Genomic DNA, 20,885 nt, shown 5'->3' with positions numbered 1-20,885 from the left:
ACGTAGATGAGAGCCTTAATTGATGCATCGTTAGATAGCACTCGTACGGTATTAATGGTCTTCGTATTATTAATTATTTCTGGTGCAGTGACGTATAACAATATTCCAAAAGAATCCAACCCTGACGTAAACATTCCAATTATTTACGTTTCAATTATTCATGATGGTATTTCCCCTGAAGATGCGGAACGCATGTTAGTACGCCCAATGGAAAATGAGCTACGAGCAATTGAGGGGGTAAAAGAAATGACCTCGAATGCAAGTGAAGGTCATGCCTCAGTTCAGTTAGAGTTTTTAGCTGGGTGGGATACCAAAAGTGCCTTAGCCGACGTACGTGACAAAGTGACACTAGCCAAAGCGAAACTGCCGGCAGAGACAGAAGAACCCGTGATTAAACAAGTGAGTATGGCAGATGAACAAGCTGTAATTACCGTTGTTTTGTCTGGTCCTGCACCAGAGCGTGCGCTGGTTACCATTGCCCGTGAACTTAAAGATGTGATTGAGGGATTAAAAGAAGTTTTAGAAGTTGAAGTCGGTGGCGATCGTGAGGACATAGTTGAAATCGTTGTTGATCCACTCCTGATGGAAAGTTACAGCTTAGATCAAAGTGATATTTTAAACCTGTTAGAGCGCAATAACCGTTTGGTTGCTGCAGGTACATTAGATAATGGCGCAGGACGTTTTGCAGTAAAAGTTCCTTCTGTATATGAAAGTGTAAAAGACGTTTACGACCAACCAATTAAGATTGATGGTGATCGAGTCATTACCTTTGGCGACGTGGCTGAAGTGCGTCGTTCGTATAAAGATCCAAGTAGCTTTGCCCGTTTAGATACTCATCCTGCGGTGTCGCTGGAAATCAAAAAACGCCCTGGTGAAAACATCATTGAAACCATTGATAAAGTAAAAGAGATAGTTGAGAAAGGCAAAAGCTTATGGCCTGAACATATTGAAGTTACGTACACAGGTGATCAATCTAAAGACGTAAAACAGATGTTAAAAGATCTGCAAAATAATGTGTTATCGGCTGTGTTGTTAGTGGTAATCGTTATTATCGCAGCGCTAGGGGTTCGTTCTGCAACCTTAGTTGGTATTGCGATCCCTGGCTCATTCTTAACCGGTATCTTAGTTATTTCACTCATGGGGTTAACGGTCAACATGGTGGTGTTATTTGCCTTAATCATGGCCGTAGGTATGTTGGTTGACGGTGCTATCGTTGTCACCGAATTTGCTGACCGTATGATGAGTGAAGGCAAAAACAGAAAAGAGGCATATCGTTTAGCAGCTAAACGTATGGCTTGGCCAATTATTGCGTCTACTGCTACCACGTTAGCAGCGTTTGCGCCGCTTATCTTCTGGCCGGGAATGATGGGTGAGTTCATGAAATACTTGCCTATTACTTTGATAGCGGTATTAACGGCATCGTTAGTGATGGCCTTGATTTTTGTACCTGCGATGGGCTCTTTAATCGGTAAAATTAGACCGATGTCAGCCAAAGATAAAGCACAAATGCATGAAGCGGAAGAAGGTGATATCACTAAAATCAGTGGGTTCACTGGTAAATATATTCGTGTATTAGCGGTGGCGATTAAACACCCTTGGAAATCGTTGGGTCTATCTTTTGTTATTGCATTTTTGGTATTTAAAGGTTTTGCCGACAGTGGGTTAGGCGCTGAGTTTTTCCCAAATGTAGAACCGGTTGGGGCAAACATTACAGTGCGTTCCCATGGTGATCTTTCTATTTTTGAAAAAGATAAGATCATGCAAAAAGTTGAACAACGATTAGTTAATTTAAAAGAAATCGAAACCTTATATGCTCGCACCGGTGGCAGTGATCAAGTGGGTTACATGCGAATGAATCTAGTTGATTGGCAATTGCGTAAAAAAGCCGATGACATCATAAAAGACGTTTATGCACTCACCGATGATATTGCCGGTGTAGAACTAGAAGTTCGTAAAGATGAAAGCGGCCCAGGTGGCGGTAAAGCATTAGTGTTAGAACTTAGCTCTAGGTTCCCTGATGAACTCACTGATGCAGTGCGTACTATTCGTCACGCGTTAGAGAAAACCGGTAGTTTTGTAAATATTAGTGACACCGCCAATAAAGACGGAATAGAGTGGCAATTATTAATCGATAGAAGTAATGCCGCACGTTTTGGCGCAGATGCGACATTATTAGGCAGTACTATCTCCATGGTTACCAATGGATTGAAAATAGGCGAGTATCGTCCCGATGATGTTGATGACGAATTAGATATTCGTGTGCGTTATCCAGAAGATAAACGTGATATTGGTAAATTAGATTCTGTTCGTGTGAAAACTCAAGCTGGTATGGTGCCAGCAAGTAACTTTGTAGAACAAAAAGCCGTACCTAAAGTGGATGTTATACGTCGTGTGGATAGTCGCCGAGTAGTACAGATTGCAGCAGACATGGCTCCGGGTGTGTTGTTAACGCAACAACTGCCAATCTTAATGGAAAAACTGCCTTCACTTAATTTAAGTCAAACCGTCAATATTAAAGTGCGTGGTGAAAACGAAGACCAGCAAGAGTCAGAAACCTTTTTACAAAATGCGTTCTTAGTTGCTTTGTTTGTTATGGCGATAATATTAGTCACTCAATTTAATAGTTTTTACCAAGCAGGTTTAATATTAAGTGCAGTATTGTTTTCAACGGTTGGCGTGTTCTTAGGTTTATTAATTGTACAAAAACCGTTTGGTATTGTGATGTCGGGTATTGGTGTTATTTCATTGGCGGGAATTGTAGTAAATAACAACATAGTACTTATTGATACTTTTAACGTGTTACGTAAACAAGGAATGAATATTACTGAGTCAATATTACGGACCGGCGCACAACGTTTGCGACCTGTAATGTTAACAACAGTAACGACTATTTTAGGATTAATGCCAATGGTATTAGAGCTAAATATCGACTTGGTTGACCGTTTAGTTGAACATGGCGCACCATCTACACAATGGTGGTCACAGTTGTCTATTGCGGTTGCTGGTGGGTTAGCCTTTGCGACCTTATTGACCTTAATACTCACACCATGTTTGTTAGCCTTGGGTGAAGGGTTTAAAGCCAAACGTGCAGCTAAAAAAGCATTTAAAGAAGAGCAAGCTGCTGAACTCGCAGAACAACAACTGACATAATCTATTCAATCAGTACACTTGTCATTGTTGAGTGATACAAATACTAAAATGCCGGTCATTGACCGGCATTTTTATTTTTAGCATAAAATAAATATTTTATTTAAACATTAATTTTCAAATACAGTGATTACTTTAATTACCCCAGTTACTTGAGAGGCCACAGTTGCGGCTTGCCCAGATTGTTCTTTGCTCACTAACCCCATCAAATAAACTTCTTTATTCTCAGTGACGACTTTAATGTTGTGACCTTTTACCGTGTCGTCAGTCAGTAATTCTGATTTAACTTTTGCGGTGATCCAGGCGTCAGAAGTTTGGGTTGTAATAGAAGCTGGAGTGCCTAATTTGATTTGATTATGGATTTTTTTAACGCCATCAATGCCTTTAATAATATTAATCGCGGTATCAATTAGAAATTTATTGGGCGATTGACCAACCACTAAGACGACGCCGTTATAACTGACCACATTGATATTGGTGTGTTTGCTAACACCATCGTCTTTCATCAGTTCTAAAATCGCTGTTACTTCGATACTACTGTCGTCTATTTGTTTACCTATGGTACGAGGGTCATTGGCTGCTGAGACTGCGGTAACGGTACCCGCGACAATGGCTGTTGCACAGCCTTGTAACGTTGACAGAGATAAAGCCAATATTAATAACTTTTTGGTAAATGTCATATATGCATATTCTCGTTATTATTGTGGTTACATTGAAAAGATAACTTCATCTATTAATTCACTTAATACATGAACAGTAAACAATTGAATTTCTAACGTTCTACTTGGCTTGTTGGTTGGGAGGCGAATTTCGATATCGTTTTCCCCTAATAAACCCGCAATTTCACCACCGTCATCAGATGTAAAGGCGATGACTTGTATATCGTTAGTCAGTGCAGCTTCGATTGCTGACTTAATTGAAAGTTCCCGATTATTAAGTGAAAACACCACTAAAATGTCTTGCTCATTACCGATGGCTCGAATTTGTCGAGCGAATACTTCGACCATTAAGCTGTTATCAACTTGTTCTAACGAACAATGCTGTGCGGTATTAGACAGTGCGATGGCTGGCAAACATGGGCGCTCAATTTCATAATAATTAACTAAAATCCCAGCAAAGTGTTGAGCAATCATAGAGCACAAGGTATCGCCACAAGTTAACACCTTATTGCCTGACAATAAGGTTTGCGAGATCAAGGCGGCTGAAAGCGCCAGAAAATCTGCGTTTTGTTCACCTGACGCCATTAGGTTTTGGATATTGCTTGTATATAATTGTTTTATTTTATTATCAGTCATGAAAATGCAGATTGAATCCAGTTTATTTGTTCATTGTCAAAAGCAACAACATCGAATCGGATAGATGGGCTAATTTTACGTTGCGATAAGTAAAAAAGCGCGGCTTTTTTTATTTTTTGTTGTTTAGTCTCTGTCACTGATGCTGCAGCTCCACCAAATTTACTGTTGGAGCGGTATCTTACTTCTACAAATATTAAAATGTCGGTTGAGGGATCGGAGAAAATCAGATCAATCTCACCTAATTTACAATTAAAATTTTGCTCAATAAACGTCAGGTTTTGAGACTGTAAATAGGTCTTAGCTTGTTGCTCTTTTATGTCACCTACAGAGCGTTTATTGAGTAAGTTTTTTAAGAACAACGATTTTCCCTTGTTGGTATCTGGACCAATCTAAATATCGTTTAATTGTATTTTGCTTATTTAAACTAAGCTTTCCTGTCAGGCCTTCAACTTCTAAACCCGTTAATATTTTTAATTGCTTAAGTAACGGAATTAACTGTTTTGCATCGTAACCAAAGGCAAATAACTTTTTAAGTTGAGTATGGTTCTCACTGACTTGTAAGTAAATGTCGGTGGCTTGTTTATTGGTGTCTTTCACCAACCACGGCATTTCGGTAAAGGTTAAATCGTTTAAGTCACGTTTTTGTGAACTGGTTTCACCTATCAGGTAACTGCGGCTAGAGGCATAAATTGGCAATAGTTTATTAAACACACTCACGTTGGTATCAAAAAACGGCTTAATCAATCGAGTTTGTTGTGAGTTAGCAATGACGTATATTGCATCTATGTCATTTCTACTGCGATTTTCTGCTTTTAATTGAGAACCAAATAGTTTTTCCATTTCTTTAACCCGGCGCTCACTATGATTTACATCCAATAAGTTCTTAACCGCGATGCCCAATTTGGATTTATTTTTAAACGCGATGGTTTCAATTTTTTTATCAGTGTGGAATAACCACTGTTGTTCAAACTGTTCCGCTAAACGTCTGCCCAAAGAGTTATCAGCATAAATAAGCGCAGGGTATTCAATACGTTTACTAATAAAATACTCAACGGCTTGGTTAATCTCATCTTCTGGAGCAAGAGAGAAATAATACTGTTCTTGGTTTTCATACTGCTCTAGTTCAATAGAGTTTAAATACAAGGTTGGTATGTTTTTTAATACTTCACTCTTTTGAAATTCTGTGATCTTTTCTTTTTTCAACGGGCCTACAATAAATTCAATATTCTGATCAATTAACTGCTTTTCTATACTTTCCAACGTTTCCGTTTCTGTGTTTAAAACTATGACTTCGATGTTATCGTCAAAGTCGACATTAGCTAAAAAGCCATTTCGGATGGTTTTTGCTTGAGTTGCAATAGAGCCAGTAAGCGGCAATAACAAGGCCATTTTTTTTGGCGCATAAGGCTGTACTGAAATAAGTTGTTTGATTTGGTCTGGTAAGTATTCGTAGTCATTAAACGATGCATAGTTTTTATGCCAACGCTTTAACTCTATTGGGAATTGGCTTGGTGCACCAATGTAGTTTTGTACAATTTTAGCCAATTGCACCCAACTGGCAGCTTGACTGCCAAAGTCTTGTACAAACTTATTTAATGACGACGCTGGAATTTGAACAATGTGTTTCCAAATAAGCTCATTAACTAATAACTTATCAAGTGAGGTTAAACGTTCTGGGTATAATTCCTTGATCCTAAATAATGTTCTTACCGTATCAATATGCTGATCGTTATATGAGCTTACTTGTGCGGTCAATAACCACATAGGTACTTGATAATGAACCGGTAATACACCTTGTTTTAACCGTTCCAATATTCGTTCTGCGTCTTGATTATTCTTAACATGTAATAGAATTTTTATTAAAGAGATGTCGTCGTCTATTGATCCAAATACTTCTAAATCAATATTAAGCAATATTTTCTTAATGTAACCAATGCTGTGTTGTTCTTGAATGGCGAGCTCAGCCGCTTTAATTCTGTATTGACGGCCTTGAGTAATATCTACTTCATCAGCCTTATTGATGAAATATTCGCTATTATAATCAGGTGAAACTACCGCTTGTTCTTGTGATTGCTTGCCCTCATTAGACTTAGTTACTTTAGATGGGCCAGAAGACGAGCAGCCAACGATAATAACCATACAAATAGAGAGTTGAGTTAAGCGTAACCAATTACCAAATATTAATTTGGTTGTTTGTCCAAGAGTCACTAATTTCCACCTTAAATGTGCTAAACGGTATTACTTATTCGTTCAATAAAAAGGTATCATACAAGCCAATTATCATCCGCACAACGGCCAAGAGACACTAAACATGATAGAAACTGGAACTCTTTATATTGTCGCCACACCAATTGGTAACTTATCTGACATTACTCAACGTGCGTTGGACATATTAAACAGTGCCGATCTTATTGCGGCTGAAGATACTCGTCATAGTGGCAAGCTGTTATCCCATTACGGTATTAAAACCAAAATGTTTGCCCTGCATGATCATAATGAAAAACAGAAAGCACAATATTTAATAGATTTAATCAACGAAGGTAAAAACATTGCTTTAATTAGTGATGCTGGTACGCCGCTTATTTCCGATCCGGGATATAACTTAGTGAATATAGCGAGAGCGCAAAATGTCACTGTTAACCCTATACCGGGACCTAGTGCCGTAATAACAGCATTAAGTGCTGCAGGTTTACCAACCGATAAGTTTTTGTTTGCCGGTTTTTTACCGGTAAAACAGCAAGCTAGAGTGGCCGAAATAGAAAAGTACAAAAATGCCGATTTCACTACTGTATTTTACGAAAGCCCACGTCGTATTATCGACACGTTGGAATACATTAAACTAACATTAGGCGAAGACAAAGAAATCGTGTTAGCGAAAGAGCTAACCAAACACTTTGAAAGTTTTGTCAAAGGCAATGCGCAACACGTTTTAGATTGGTTTGCTGAAGATAAAGATCGTCAGCAAGGTGAAATGGTTCTGATGATAGCGCCAAATAAAACCGAACAAACATTGTCGCCAGAAGCCGAAAAACTAATGAAGGTATTAATGACCGAATTACCAACCAAAAAAGCCGCCGCAATCACTGCACAAATACATGATTTAAAGAAGAATGATTTGTATAAATTAGCGCTGACATGGCAGGAAGATTAAAAGGCAGCTATAAGCTATAAGCTATAAGCTATAAGCTATAAGAGGTAAGACACTAGAGTAGTTAAAGTGGGTGCAAAGTGTCCAAGATTAGTTGACCATTACAAAGTGAGTTAAACCGTTTGTAACTCACTTATCCTCAATTTGAAATTGTTTTAAAATATCTTAAATTCTAGGACGAAAATGCTTTTCGTTTTTACTTACAGCTTACAGCTTCAAACTTACGGCTGTTTTATCTTTTCCTCGCAACTAGGAATTAGCCACTCGAAGCTGTTTCATATTAACTCGCTTTATTGCTTTACATCCATTATAATCCGCGCCGCGAGATGGCTAGACAATCGCCGCTATATCGTTGTACTTTTACTTTCGGGTTTGAGTAGACGGATGTAGGGGAGGAAAGTCCGGGCTCCAAATGGACAGGTTGCCAGATAACTTCTGGGAGGCGTGAGCCTACAACTAGTGCAGCAGAGAGCAAACCGCCGATGGCCGCTTTTATTTATAAGAGTGTGCACAGGTAAGGGTGAAAGGGTGCGGTAAGAGCGCACCGCGCGACTAGTAATAGTTCGTGGCACGGTAAACTTCAACCGGAGCAATTTCAAATAGGGTTCCTCGATCCTTAGAGGTCAACGCGTGGTCCGCGCGGGAACCGGGTAGAAAGCTTGAGCCTTAGAGTGATTTAAGGCCTAGACGAATGATTGTCCTAGACAAAACCCGGCTTATCGGCCATCTCGCACCTTCTTTTTTATATCAATTTAGACGAATGATTGCCCTATCCGCTAACACAAGAATGCGGCTAAGCGGCCATCTCGCACCTTCTTTCAGCATCGAGTTTGTAGTGACGAGCTATAAGCTCAAACCTCGTTTTGCTTTGGAAACTGGCAGCTCGAAACTATCCCAATTGTCCTATCCGCTAACACAAGAACGCGGCTTAGCGGCCATCTCGCACCTTCTTTCAGCATCGAGTTTGTAGTGACGAGCTATAAGCTCAAAGCTCGTTTTGCTTTGGAAACTCGCAGCTCGAAACTATCCCAATTGTCCTATCCGCTAACACAAGATCGCGGCTTATCGGCCATCTCGCACTTTTTCAGCAACGAGTCTCGAGTCACGATCTACGAGTAAAAGTAAAAGTAAAAGTAAAAGCAAAAGCCCGTTTTGCTCTCGCATCTCGCTACTCGCAACTGACCTGTCTCTTTCTCGAAACTCGCCACTCGCAACTGCTATTTTCTTCCAACGGCTTCATATTTTTAAATCAAAAACTGCACTGTATATGCAGTGAGCCTTAAATCCATGCTAAGCTCAAAGATAATTGTATTAAATTTAAAGGTTACATAACTTCACGTGCGGAATTTAAAGTCGACGCTGTCATTGTTATTTTTTTTAGCGGTTTCTTTGCCTGTAATCTTAATTACTGGCTTTTCTGCTCTCATCATAGAAGACGATTCTAAACAAAAAATAAATCAAAGGTTTATTTCCGAGGTTGAGCATTTAGAGCGGCATATTAATTTCATTTTTGAACAAGTCGAAGTCCGGGTAAGATTTTTAAGTGATAGCGCACCTGTATTAAATCGTGTTGGTAATCTGGATAGATTTTATCAAAGTACCAATAACACCGTCGAAAATATTACTGCCAGGGGCATAAAAGAAAAACCAATCTATAAGTTGTTTGAAAGCATCGGCAAAAGCATGGATGACATCGCTTATGTGTATATTGGTGATAGTAATAAAGGTTATATTCAGTGGCCTTTAGGTTCATTAACAGACAACTACGATCCCACTATAAGACCTTGGTTTAAATCTGCAATAAATGCCAAAGGTGCATCGGTTCGTCCCCCCGCATATTATTGGTCAGCCGATGACACAGTGATTTTATCTACGGTGAAATCTATAGAAACAGAGCATGGCGTAGGTGTGTTAGGTGTCGATATTACACTAACTCAAATGGACTCGATAATTCGCGGTATGAAATTAGGGTTTAAAGAGCGGTTGTTGTTAGTTGAATCGACAGGCACAGTGTTAGTTGATACCGCAAATAATAATAATCAGTTCCGCGCAATGGAAGAGGTATTGCCAGAGAACACCTTACTCAAGCTCAACGGTTTGAAACATTTAGACAATATACTGGTCGAAATAGATCAAACGTCTTTTTTAGCCTCTAAGTTCAAATTCGACAAAATGGATTGGACCTTTTACATATTAACGCCACAACACGCACTCACTGACCAATTTAAAAAGATAAACAAATTTACAATTCCTCTGGCCATTTTCTGCATCTTAATTTTTAGTGCATTAGGGTTAATCATTTCTCGGAAGATCACTAAGGTAATTCGTGACAGGGAGAAGCAACTACTTGAAGCAAAAGAACAAGCTGAAGCCGCGGTCGTCGCAAAATCTCAGTTTCTGGCCAACATGAGCCATGAAATAAGAACGCCATTAAATGGTGTTATCGGCATGACTCAATTGTTGTCTCTTACCAAGTTGTCAAACGAACAATCCGGTAAAGTTGAAACGATTTTGAGTTCAGGTAATCGACTTATGCACCTGATCAATGAGATATTGGATTTATCTAAAGCTGAAGCTAACGAATTGGTACTAAATCCGCAGTTAATAGATTTAGAAGAAACCATCAGTATTATTTCGAAGTCGTTCAGCGCTAATGTTGCTGATAGAGGTCTTGATCTTATATTGGAATTACACACGTTAGAAAACGTGTGGGCAAAAGTTGATGATTTACGCTTAGGCCAAGTTATTGGTAATTTACTGTCGAATGCGATTAAGTTTACCGAACAAGGTTTTGTTGCCATAAAAGGCAGCATATCAGAAAACAAATCTGAGCTAACTATAGAAATACAAGATTCAGGCATAGGTTTATCTGAAGAACAACAAACTCTTATCTTTGACAAATTCAAACAAGCAGACAATACAACAACCAGAAAATACGGTGGCACCGGGTTAGGTTTAGCACTTTCCTCCACTTTGGTCGAGATGATGGGGGAAACTACAAGTACGTTCGGCGTTAGGTAAAGGCTCTACTTTCTATTTCTCAATTCCAATAGACGTTCAACGAAATGGCGATAAAATCGATGACAAAAATCGGTCCTTATGGAAAGGATTGAATGTCATGATCTTGGATGATATTAACCTCAATATTGACGTATTGGACTCCATCTTAACTGAGTTGGGTGCTAACACGTTTTGTTATACTGAGCCCAAATTGGCACTGCATGATGTTAACCAAGGTAAATCATTCGATATGGTTATTTGTGACTTTATGATGCCGGAAATGGACGGGTTAATGTGGATAAAACAAGCCAAGTTATCAAACGATTGCATTACCGTTATGCTTACATCCGTAGACGATTTGACAGTGATTGACGAATCAAAAAACTACTTTGATAAAGTGCTCTACAAACCAATATTAATAAGGGAAATCGTAGGCCTTATTAGTGCTAGAGTGACCGATCAGCAAGATGATTTAAACTCAGCAGATGGGAGCGAAACTCCAAAGTTAACAACGGACACACCGTTAATTAAAACTTTACAAGGTAAGGTGTTAATCGTGGAGGACAACAAAATAAATTTTGCCATTCTCAGTAAGTTTTTACAAAACTATGGTGTAACGTTTGAGTGGGCTGTTGATGGTAGGCAAGCGATATCCTTATTTGAACAGCAAAACTTTGACCTTGTGTTAATGGATTGTATGTTACCGGACATCGACGGTTATGAAGCAACTGAAGCGATTAGAGCAAGTACGAAACCAAACGCCAAAACCATTCCTATTATTGCTTTAACGGCTGATTCCACTAAAGAAAATGAAGATAAATGTTATGCCGTTGGTATGAATGATTATCTGAGCAAGCCATTCGATTTAACCGTGTTATACGACAAGCTTAAACAACATTTGTGAGAAAATAACAACGAAAGAAAATAACAAGGCCACCCACCTCAATTTGACAGTTACTTAAACTGCGCTAGACTTGTTTGTACCTATATTGATACATGGGGGTTATTATGCCTAGACCCAGAGAATTTCAAATTAGCTTATCGGATACGCCGTATTATCACTGTATCTCTCGTTGTGTTCGTAAGGCATTTTTATGTGGTGAAGATAAACAAACCCATCAATCTTATGAGCACAGAAGACAATGGGTAGAAGATAAGCTGTTATTTCTCCCTCAAATATTTGCTATTGAAGTCTGTGCTTATGCAGTCATGAGTAACCACACACACCTTGTATTGCATGTAAATGAACAGCAAGCACTTAACTGGAATACAACAGAAGTTCTAACTCGTTGGCATAAGGTGTTTAAAGGCACATTACTGACACAAAAATATCAGTCCTTAGCAGAAAATGAACGTGATACGTTAAGTCAATCAGAGCTTCTAGCCATAGAGCAAACCACCGTTATTTACAGAAAACGCCTAATGGACATAAGTTGGTTTATGCGCGTGTTAAATGAAGGTATAGCAAGACAAGCGAATAAAGAAGATAACTGCACAGGGCGATTCTGGGAAGGACGTTTCAAATGCCAAGCCCTCTTAGATGAGTCAGCCTTACTTGCCTGTATGGCATATGTAGATTTAAACCCAGTAAGAGCCAAAATAGCAACCACACCAGAAAACTCTAATTACACCAGCGTAAAGCAACGCATTAAACATATAATCCAAAACCAACAACAACCAAGCACATTAAAACCATTTGTTGGTAACTCAAGAAAAGATATGCCAAACGGTATTCCTTTTGAACTAAATGAATACATAGAATTAGTAGAGGTGACAGGACGTTGCATAAGAGAAGATAAAGCAGGGCATATAAACAACAACCTACCAAGTATACTCACACGCTTAAGCATAGAGCCTGAGAGCTGGTTAATAATGACCAAGCAATTCACCAAAGTATTCCATGGTGCAGTAGGTAATGAGCATGTATTACAAAACTTCAGTGAGAACTTACAACTAAAACGACGACCAAACTTATCGAGTTGTAGAAGATTGCTAGCTTAATACCCAAAAAAGCCTGTAAAAAAAATAACCAAAAAGACAAAATATCAAATCAGAATCCACTGAGATAAGTGCATATCTAGCATTCAACCCAAAAGTTAAAACAAGCCAAAAATACGAGTAAAAGCGTAGAATTACACTCAATATTTCAAATTAAACTTCGATTAAAAATCTAGAACTTATTTTAAGTTTACAAATTGTCTAAGTTTAATTTAAAGTGGGTGGCACGTTATTTCACGTTATTTTCACTGTCCAATTATGAGTTAGTGTGAGTATTTAACCTTGCTCTGTCTTATCGGTTTTAGGGGGCAGCTCAAACTTAATATTTTTACTTCGCCCCCATCAGATCTTAATTTTTCCGTACAGCATGCAGCTGCTTCCCTCATCAAGCCTCAGTTATTTGGAGCGATTATTTAATATGGCTTCATAAACAAGGGATATGACACTGCCATAACGACCAGTTTCAAATAACTTACCTTGAAAAGCATAATGCTTTTCGTCCCCTTCAATAACACTGTGACGGGCGTTGGTTAATAAGATAATAGCTAAGTCATACTCTGGGTCTATAACAGTAACTGTACCTGTCCAGCCGGTATGTCCGTAAGCTAATGGACTTGCGTAAGGACCAAAGTGAAATTTTCTATTGCCATTGTTGGCTCGGCGCCAGCCTAAGCCATAAGTGCCATTTTTATCCGATGGCTTAACAAATTGATCGATAACACTAGAACTAATCATAGACAAGTCGCCGTATCCACCGCGGTTTAGTAATAACTGGGTCAAAACTGCTAAATCACCAGTTGTTGAGAACAACCCAGCATGACCAGCTACGCCACCTAAAGAATAAAACGCTTTTTCATCATGCACTTCACCTTGGAGCACCTCAGTTCTAATATTTGGAAAACTAATGCGGCCGCTTCTACTGTTGCCAAATATTTCCGTTGCTGCCGTTTGTGATTTGTTAAATCCCTTCTTTAAAGGGTTAAATTTTGTGTGTGATAATCCTAATGGTCTATAGATCTCCATTTCCGAATATTGATCTAATGGCATACCTGTAATTCTTTCGACCAATACACCTAAAAGCATATAATCAGTATCGCTATAAACTTGGCGCACGTTTCTGCCTATTTGCAGCGGTACCTTATTGATTAATAGTCTTTTGGTTCGTTCAGGTGTTTGTGAGTAAAATCGTTCACCTAGTTTATTGTCCGGTTTAAAAAACTTAACTTCAGGTGCATACCCGGCAGAGTGGGTGAGTAGATCTTTGACTAAAATACTATCTTTACCTTTTCCTTGGTATTCAGGTAAATAGTGTTGAATAGTCTGATTGAAATCTAACTTTCCTTCGGTATTTAACTTCATTAATGCCAAGTTAGTAGCAAACATCTTTGTATTAGAGGCGATATCAAATAAATGTTGTGTCGTCATGGTTTCTGGCGACGTTAATTCATTGCCACCATCTTCAAACTTACGGGCGTAACCATAAGATGAGTGCTTAATGATTTCGCCATTTCTTACTACCATTAACACAGCACCAGGAAAGCCATCTTCTATATCTTTCTCAATTAACTTATCAACCGCTTCAAACTGTTTTTTATGCTCAGCGGTTTTATCAACTAAGGTTGTAAATGGAATAGTAATATTAACCTGGCTATTTTCTGGCAATACATTCTCGACTTTTAATGTGTTCACGCCATTGACTGAATACCCTGCCATAGGGAATGTATATTGTTTTCCATCAGATAAGTTTTCAGTCATTTTTAATAATTTACCATTAATAAAAATGTCAGCGGAACGTGCGTCGATATTATTAAGTGTTAAATGACCTTTATCTTTATAACCTTTAAAAGTGGTACGATTGTTTACTAAGCTATTTTTAAGCAGTTTAGGTTGAGGGAAGATTTGATCAACTTGACCTAATTTAACAATATGCTCTTGTTCAGGTTGATAACGACTCTCTCTTTCATAACGTGCTAATAACCATTCTGCATGTTTAGGAAAGTACTTATCTAATAAGGCGAATAACGTAGCTGCAAATTGTTCATCCGCTTTGCCTGTTACTTGCCAAGGTATAAAATGCGCCTGAAACGCTGAAACAACGTCTTGTGTTTGTTTGTCCCAAATACCAGTCTCAATTATTTGATAACCGTATGTTTTTAATGCAGCTTGTATTAAACCTGTATTAGGTATCTCAGTTGATATAAATATATCCCAATACTTCTGAACATCATCTTTATCATACCAAGCCCCGATGCCAGCTTGATACAATTGTTGCCATGGGAATCTTGGGCCAGGATCACTTTTTCTAGCTGGCGCAATATCAGAATGACCAACAATTTGAGTTGGCCCTATGTCAGGATTCCGTTCTAAGATGTCTTGGGTTAACTTGATTAACGTTTCAATTTGCTCAGGATCGTAATCTGGGTAATAACACATTGATTCAAGGGGTAGTTGATGCTGTTGAGTTACTTGCTCTTCAACTTCAGCCTCAGAATCAGTATCAATTTCTATGCTTTGTTGATGACAAGTTGGTACATTAACAATCTCTATACCGATTGACTGATCATTTAAATCGGTCCTACCTTGCCAATAACTTGATCCAGCATGCCAAGCTCGTTCAGATTCGTCTACTAATTGCAAAACCTTGATGTCACTCTCATTGTAACTCTCATCATTACGCTCAGGAATTAAATAATGTGAACTTACTCCACTGCCTTTATTAACTAAGGCTGAAAGGGATTTCTTATAGTCTATTGCCGTATAATGCATGACCAAAAGCTTGATTCGGTTGCTCTTATTGTTGGACTCTATGAAATCGACATTTAAAGAACTACATGAGACTAAAAATAAAATAGCGATGAGTAATACATACTTACTATTTTTATTAAGTGATGAAAAATGACGATTTGAAACAACATTTTTTACGGAAAACATAAATATAACCACATTGATTTTTAAGTACACTTTTACTAAGTAAGCGCCATCTTACTCATTTGACTCCAATATAATTTGCCAAAATTGCGCAAAGTCTCCGCATTTAATACGCAAAGCACACATTAGGATAATCAGGCCTTTAATTTTGTTAAATCTTGAAGCCAAATTAAAACAAGCTTGCACATAAAATGCGCAAAATTGGCAAAGTAAAGACTCTATTTTTAAACAAATAAGGCTGTTTTTTGTATATTATCAATTAACTTAGAATGGCTAAATTGGCTTTATATGTAATGGTTATTTGAATCTTGGCAAAACATAGTCTGCAAGGGTTAGGATAGACAATAATTAACCAGCATTCTCTCAAGTGTGCCACTAACACTCTGTTTTCTAGTAGAGGACGTCCATGAAATATATGATAGTTAATGTTGTTACAATCTTGTTTTTGTTTAGCTCTCAGTTGGTCGCTAAGACTGAGCTATCCATCGACGATATTTTGCAGGAGTTGTCAGCACTTGAATCCTGCGAGTCGACAAACTCATGCCCCCAAGATCTCAACAATCCAAGAAACACCTTTTATTTGCTCGGTGACAAAATTAGCCAACAAATAAACAGAGCAATTGAGCTGCAGAAAAATATAGGGGAAAGCCTAGAATTTGTTGAACTAGGTCAGTATTGGTATCAGTACCCAAATCAGTCAGTACAACAAGCTGCTTTATCATTATTGTCTCCACAAACTGCAAAAATCAGCACTGGAAAAGTAATATTGAGACAGTTTGGGAACCTTAGAGATGCGTCGTTAGTAATAATGAGCCTTGATGAACTAGCAAGATATCCTGAGTTGGAACAAGAAACTTTTGAAGTGATAAGTGGTGTATTAACATCGGGGAGTTTTAGTGCAGCTAAAGCCGTCGCTAAAAATATCTCAGTGCTTCTTAATGAAGATAACATTGCCTCTTATCAATCATTGTTAACGCAATTACCTCCTAAAAGTGCCAAGGCACGTTTTTTATCACAAAGCCTAAATAACTATAAAATAAGGTAAGTCATGAGTAATAAAATTCTAATAACCCTTGGATTAGTCCTAGTTACCGTTATCGCGTTAGAAACGCTTAAAACGAAACCGAATGATTTAAAAACAGAGATTATAGAAAATAACTCTGAGCCAGAAAGTCATATCCAAAATAAATTAACAGACCAAAATTCAGTTCAGGACGTAGTTATTGAACCTAAGGTAGACGAATTGCCATTAAAAGAAACTGGGAAAGCAACCGAACCTTTATTAACGCAAAATCAAGAGCTTCAAAGACAAGCACTGATCAAGGAATTAAACGATTTAAAAACATGCCATTTAAATAATTCATGCCCTGTTGATAATAGTGACTCAAGAGCGTCAGAGCTTTTACGAGGACAAAAAATAAAAGAAAAATTAGAAGCATATAAACAACTTACGATAGAAAATGGCTATGTAGATGCAGAAACTAATGAATTAATTCGTTTGTTTATTGATTACCCAGACGGCCATGTGCAGGAAGAAGTGATTAATATGATGCGTGCAAGTGCATTAAATACAGAAAATGCCTTAGCCTTGATTGAAAGCCTAGAAAAAAGTTATGACGCTAAGATTATGAACCAAGCAATGGATGAATTGCTTCGCTATCCTAATCTAAGCGCTCAAACAGATCAGTTATTTACTCAATCACTGCAAACGGGCAGTTTTTATGTAGCTCAAGAAATAGCTCAGAAAATATTGCCTTATTTAAATGCCAATAATATAGCTTTGTATGAGTCTATTGCAAAAACGCTACCACAGAATAGTAAACGAGCTAACGCGTTGTGGTCGAATATTAATGAATATAAAAAGAAAACGTCAGGAGGGTAACCTAACTCTGATAATTAAATAGCTCATAAATCTTAGGTGACATTTGAGGGTGGCTATTTATCAGTATTGTGCAGATGTACTAGCTTAGACTGTTGTTTTTTTATTATTGGCAGAGTACGAATATGGTTAACACAAGACTATTTTCCCCCTGCATATTACGTTGAAGGGGGTGATAGCGAATAGCCCGTGACCGCATTATGCAGAGTGTTGCTGAACTTCTCGGTTCTGTTTAGCCTAACCTTAGTCCTATTTATCTTTAGAGCAGCGATAAAGGTTAATATTCATTAACCGTTTCTATCTAGACCGTTAATTAAATTTGTTCAAATAATATAGAGGCCAATGCGTCAAGAGCAGGGGATTTATAACGTTTATTAGATTTATCAAAGTAAGTTGAATCGTCAAACGTTGTGATGACCCAGTCGGCATATTGTGTAATGGCTTCGTTCTGTATTGGCAGATTCATACTGACTAGAATGGTTGATTTACCTTTTTCTTTTGCCAGTTTAAGTAGTTCTAGAATGTTTGTTTTGTTGTTATCAAGGTGTTCTTGCTGGTGATCTTCAGCGCCACCAACCATCACTAAACTTTTCATACCATCAATGGCGACAATCACCACTTCGCTTTGGATCACATTCATCAATTGCTGTTCTTTAGGGGCTTTAATCGAAAGTGCAGACACTTTTTTATTCGGCATAGTCGTAATTTTGTCGTTGATAAACTGCTCTAAGGCTTTGGCTTGCCTATATTTAGCTGCGACGATATGAATACTTTTTGAATTTTTAAGAGCTGCAACTATTTTGTTGTTTTTAATATTAGAATCTAATCCACGCTGCGCTAATTGTTTTTCCAACGCCTGATGTTTTTCATTACCTAGAGTTTGATTTGCCTGGTTAATTTTTATTTCCATTGGCGTTTCAAGGTTTGAGTTTGCAATAAATTTATTTTTGACTTTGATCACCCTAAGCACAGATTCTCTGATGGTATTTTTTATCCCTGACTCTTCATTAACTCGCAGCGCTAATGACTTAAGTAACGATTTGAACCCTTCTATATCAGATCGAGTTCGTATTTTCATTGGCATCATGGCAATGTCTGTACCGGCTTCAAACGTATTTAAAGTGGCTTCGACTGGAGTGAAAAAATCTGCGATTCCGGCCATATCCAGCGCGTCGGTAATAATAAGCCCTTTATAACCCATTTTATCTCTCAGAAGGTCGGTTAGGATTGCTTTTGATATTGTTGCGGGGCGCATCATTTTTTGCCCAAATTTATTAATAACCATAGAGTTATCTAATTTAGGGTACTGAATGTGTGCAGTCATAATCATGTTAATATCAGATTTATCAATGGCTTGCTGGAATGGGTATAAATCAACATTGGTAATCGTTTCATTATCGTGGTGAACAATTGGAAGGCCATGATGGCTGTCTATATCAGTATCACCATGACCAGGAAAGTGTTTAAGTGTTGCAAGCACCCCTTGAGATTGCATTCCATTGACCGTAGCTATGCCTAAATCAGCGACGACTTTTGGATCGTTACTAAAAGATCTAACGTTAATAACTGGATTTCTCGGATTGACATTGACATCAACGCTAGGTGCATGATTTACATTTATCCCAAGCACATTAAGCTCAGAACCAATGGCTTTACCTACCTGAGTTGCTAGGGTTGTGCCGTCTGTTTTATAAGTATTCCCTATAGACATATTACCCGTAAATGAGGTTGCGAGGGTACGTGGCAGCCTTACCACTCGGCCTCCTTCTTGGTCGACGGAAATAAACAGAGGTTGTTGTAATTCTGATATTGCAGCTGCTTGTTGTAAGTCTGTAGTTAGTTGAATTATCTGCTCAACAGACTGAAGGTTTTCTGCAAATAATATGACCCCTCCCAAAGAGGTTTCACTTATTAATTCAGCTATTTCCTCAGGCAATTCCGTGATGGGGGTTTTGCACTTTTCTTCTCCAGAAGCTATTTTCGCTGAATCCATGTCTGGGCAATAATAACGGATATCTAACATTATCTTTTGAGCCAAGTTTTGCTCTAAATAACCCATATCAGATTGAAATAATTTCCAAGTCCAGAAACTGATAAATATAAGCGTTACCGCAATAAAGGTTTTTTTCATACTTTTTATACCCACAATAAACGCTGTATTTATAAAGTTTAAAGAAGCTGATACTTAGAAACGTTTTAAAATTCAAAGTACCACCTTATTAAAAGGCGCCTTCCAACCGAATCCATTTCAGAAGGAAGACTAATAGCTACAGCCAACTTTACGTCTAAAGTTAATTAATGATGTGCAGCTTGCACCATCAATCTGAAGCTAAATTCAGTAAGGAGTCATCCAAACTCACTATTTAAATAATATTTACAGTTTGTGTTTTGCAAATAGCTTGAGAACAAAACAAACTTTGTACTCACGTTGATCTTGTTGAGTTAACATTTTCAAGTGTAAGCTTGGTTCAATGATGCAGGCGTAAAAGTCAAGGGGCTGTATTCTATACCTATGAAATTCAACACTTCTTTTTAACAAGCTTACTTGTAACTAAACTCACTCAGAGTCAATATGTACAATAAATTTGTCGATAGAAGTGAAAAATAAAGTAATTACAAATCATATTTTGTGCAAAAGGTATGCAAACACTATACAGTGCATAATCTAAGAAATTTTAATTCCTGATTAATAAATAACTTGAATAAATTATCGTAATTGCAGATATTAGATTTTGAGTTCTTTTATTAGAAATTCTAACTTCCTGACGTAGGTGACTAATTAAAAAAATGAAGAATAAAATACTAGTTGTAGATGATGACCATCATATAGTTGAAATTATTACATTTGCTTTAACCAAAGCTAACTTTGATGTTATTGAAGCTTCTGATGGAAATTCTGCTTTATTGCAATTTAAAGAACACAAGCCAGACCTAATAGTATTAGATGTGGGGATGCCAGAACTTGATGGGTTAGAGGTTTGTAAGGAAATTAAAAGAATCTCAGACACTCCGGTTTTATTTTTATCTGCCAAAGATGAAGAAATAGATAGGATTTTAGGGTTAGAAATCGGGGCTGATGATTACGTTGCTAAGCCATTTAGTCCAAGAGAGTTAATTGCCAGAATAAAAGCTATTTTAAGAAGAAGTCAGGTCATAGTAGAAACAAAAGATGTAGACTGCGAAATTAGTCATGGGCATCTTCGCATCAATACCAGTACGCATGTGGTGACTTGGTCATCACAGCAAGTCGAGTTAACGGCGACAGAATTTTCTATGTTAAAAACAATGGCTTCTCGTCCTGCCCATGTTTTTTCTCGTGAGCAGTTAATGGAAAACAGTTATCAAAATAATATAGCGGTTAGCGACCGAACAATCGACAGTCACTTAAGGCGAATTCGGAATAAGTTTAAAGAAGTGAATGGTTGTCCTATCGATACCGTGCATGGTGTCGGTTATAGGGTCAACGCATGCGAAACATTACTTTAAATTA

The 20,885-nt window shown here is 37.9% G+C and carries 14 protein-coding genes and 1 other RNA gene; 9 read left to right on the top strand and 6 right to left on the bottom strand.

The window, feature by feature from the left end; translation table 11 throughout:
• Nucleotides 1–6: 6 nt before the first annotated feature.
• Nucleotides 7–3,150: an efflux RND transporter permease subunit gene (locus tag RT723_RS11040; protein ID WP_315947139.1), complete on the top strand. Its 3,144-nt coding sequence runs from the start codon at nucleotides 7–9 to the stop codon at nucleotides 3,148–3,150.
• Nucleotides 3,151–3,257: 107 nt separating this feature from the next.
• On the opposite strand, the gene dolP is transcribed toward RT723_RS11040, so the two are convergent.
• Genes dolP through RT723_RS11020 form a run of 4 tightly spaced genes read right to left on the bottom strand, consistent with a single transcriptional unit; the run spans nucleotide 3,258 to nucleotide 6,650 of the window.
• Nucleotides 3,258–3,827 (bottom strand): division/outer membrane stress-associated lipid-binding lipoprotein, encoded by a 570-nt coding sequence (gene dolP / locus RT723_RS11035; protein ID WP_315947137.1) that lies wholly within the window; start codon nucleotides 3,825–3,827, stop codon nucleotides 3,258–3,260.
• A gap of 27 nt (nucleotides 3,828–3,854) precedes the next feature.
• Nucleotides 3,855–4,442 (bottom strand): D-sedoheptulose-7-phosphate isomerase, encoded by a 588-nt coding sequence (locus RT723_RS11030; protein ID WP_216054086.1) that lies wholly within the window; start codon nucleotides 4,440–4,442, stop codon nucleotides 3,855–3,857.
• The gene (locus tag RT723_RS11025; protein ID WP_216054087.1) at nucleotides 4,439–4,801 is read right to left on the bottom strand and encodes a YraN family protein; all 363 of its coding nucleotides are present in this window, start codon (nucleotides 4,799–4,801) and stop codon (nucleotides 4,439–4,441) included. The genes RT723_RS11030 and RT723_RS11025 overlap by 4 nt, the downstream gene beginning before the upstream one ends.
• On the bottom strand, nucleotides 4,776–6,650 hold the full coding sequence (locus RT723_RS11020; RefSeq protein WP_315947134.1) for a penicillin-binding protein activator: 1,875 nt from the start codon (nucleotides 6,648–6,650) through the stop codon (nucleotides 4,776–4,778). Before RT723_RS11020 ends, RT723_RS11025 begins: the two co-directional genes overlap by 26 nt.
• 103 nt (nucleotides 6,651–6,753) lie before the next feature.
• Here RT723_RS11020 and rsmI point away from each other — a divergent pair, with 103 nt between their 5' ends.
• The 5 genes from rsmI to RT723_RS10995 all read left to right on the top strand — a co-directional run bounded on the left by rsmI (nucleotide 6,754) and on the right by RT723_RS10995 (nucleotide 12,591).
• The gene (rsmI, locus tag RT723_RS11015; protein ID WP_315947132.1) at nucleotides 6,754–7,593 is read left to right on the top strand and encodes a 16S rRNA (cytidine(1402)-2'-O)-methyltransferase; all 840 of its coding nucleotides are present in this window, start codon (nucleotides 6,754–6,756) and stop codon (nucleotides 7,591–7,593) included.
• Between the two features lie 319 nt (nucleotides 7,594–7,912).
• Nucleotides 7,913–8,325: RNase P RNA component class A (gene rnpB / locus RT723_RS11010), an RNA gene on the top strand.
• A 654-nt stretch (nucleotides 8,326–8,979) separates the two neighbouring features.
• Nucleotides 8,980–10,611: a sensor histidine kinase gene (locus tag RT723_RS11005; RefSeq protein WP_315947130.1), complete on the top strand. Its 1,632-nt coding sequence runs from the start codon at nucleotides 8,980–8,982 to the stop codon at nucleotides 10,609–10,611.
• A gap of 97 nt (nucleotides 10,612–10,708) precedes the next feature.
• A complete protein-coding gene (locus tag RT723_RS11000; protein ID WP_315947128.1) occupies nucleotides 10,709–11,494 on the top strand; it encodes a response regulator in 786 nt (261 codons plus the stop codon).
• Nucleotides 11,495–11,598: 104 nt separating this feature from the next.
• Entirely contained in the window at nucleotides 11,599–12,591 is a 993-nt protein-coding gene (locus tag RT723_RS10995; protein ID WP_315947127.1) for a transposase, read from the top strand.
• A 393-nt stretch (nucleotides 12,592–12,984) separates the two neighbouring features.
• Here RT723_RS10995 and pbp4b read toward each other — a convergent pair whose 3' ends face one another.
• The gene (gene pbp4b, locus RT723_RS10990) at nucleotides 12,985–15,519 is read right to left on the bottom strand and encodes a penicillin binding protein PBP4B (RefSeq protein ID WP_315947126.1); all 2,535 of its coding nucleotides are present in this window, start codon (nucleotides 15,517–15,519) and stop codon (nucleotides 12,985–12,987) included.
• Nucleotides 15,520–15,922: 403 nt separating this feature from the next.
• On the opposite strand from pbp4b, the gene RT723_RS10985 reads away from it, so the two are divergent.
• Entirely contained in the window at nucleotides 15,923–16,561 is a 639-nt protein-coding gene (locus RT723_RS10985) for a hypothetical protein (protein ID WP_315947125.1), read from the top strand.
• A 3-nt stretch (nucleotides 16,562–16,564) separates the two neighbouring features.
• Nucleotides 16,565–17,398 (top strand): hypothetical protein, encoded by an 834-nt coding sequence (locus RT723_RS10980; protein WP_315947124.1) that lies wholly within the window; start codon nucleotides 16,565–16,567, stop codon nucleotides 17,396–17,398.
• A 310-nt stretch (nucleotides 17,399–17,708) separates the two neighbouring features.
• Here the strand turns inward: RT723_RS10980 and RT723_RS10975 are convergent, their stop codons facing one another.
• Nucleotides 17,709–19,526: a glycoside hydrolase family 3 N-terminal domain-containing protein gene (locus RT723_RS10975; protein WP_315947123.1), complete on the bottom strand. Its 1,818-nt coding sequence runs from the start codon at nucleotides 19,524–19,526 to the stop codon at nucleotides 17,709–17,711.
• A gap of 656 nt (nucleotides 19,527–20,182) precedes the next feature.
• Between RT723_RS10975 and RT723_RS10970 the strand changes: the two genes are divergently transcribed.
• Entirely contained in the window at nucleotides 20,183–20,881 is a 699-nt protein-coding gene (locus RT723_RS10970) for a response regulator transcription factor (RefSeq protein ID WP_216054644.1), read from the top strand.
• Nucleotides 20,882–20,885: the final 4 nt, after the last annotated feature.

It is taken from the genome of Psychrosphaera aquimarina (assembly GCF_032461525.1).
Taxonomy (GTDB): domain Bacteria; phylum Pseudomonadota; class Gammaproteobacteria; order Enterobacterales; family Alteromonadaceae; genus Psychrosphaera; species Psychrosphaera aquimarina.
This window is presented reverse-complemented; position numbering and strand designations above follow the sequence as displayed.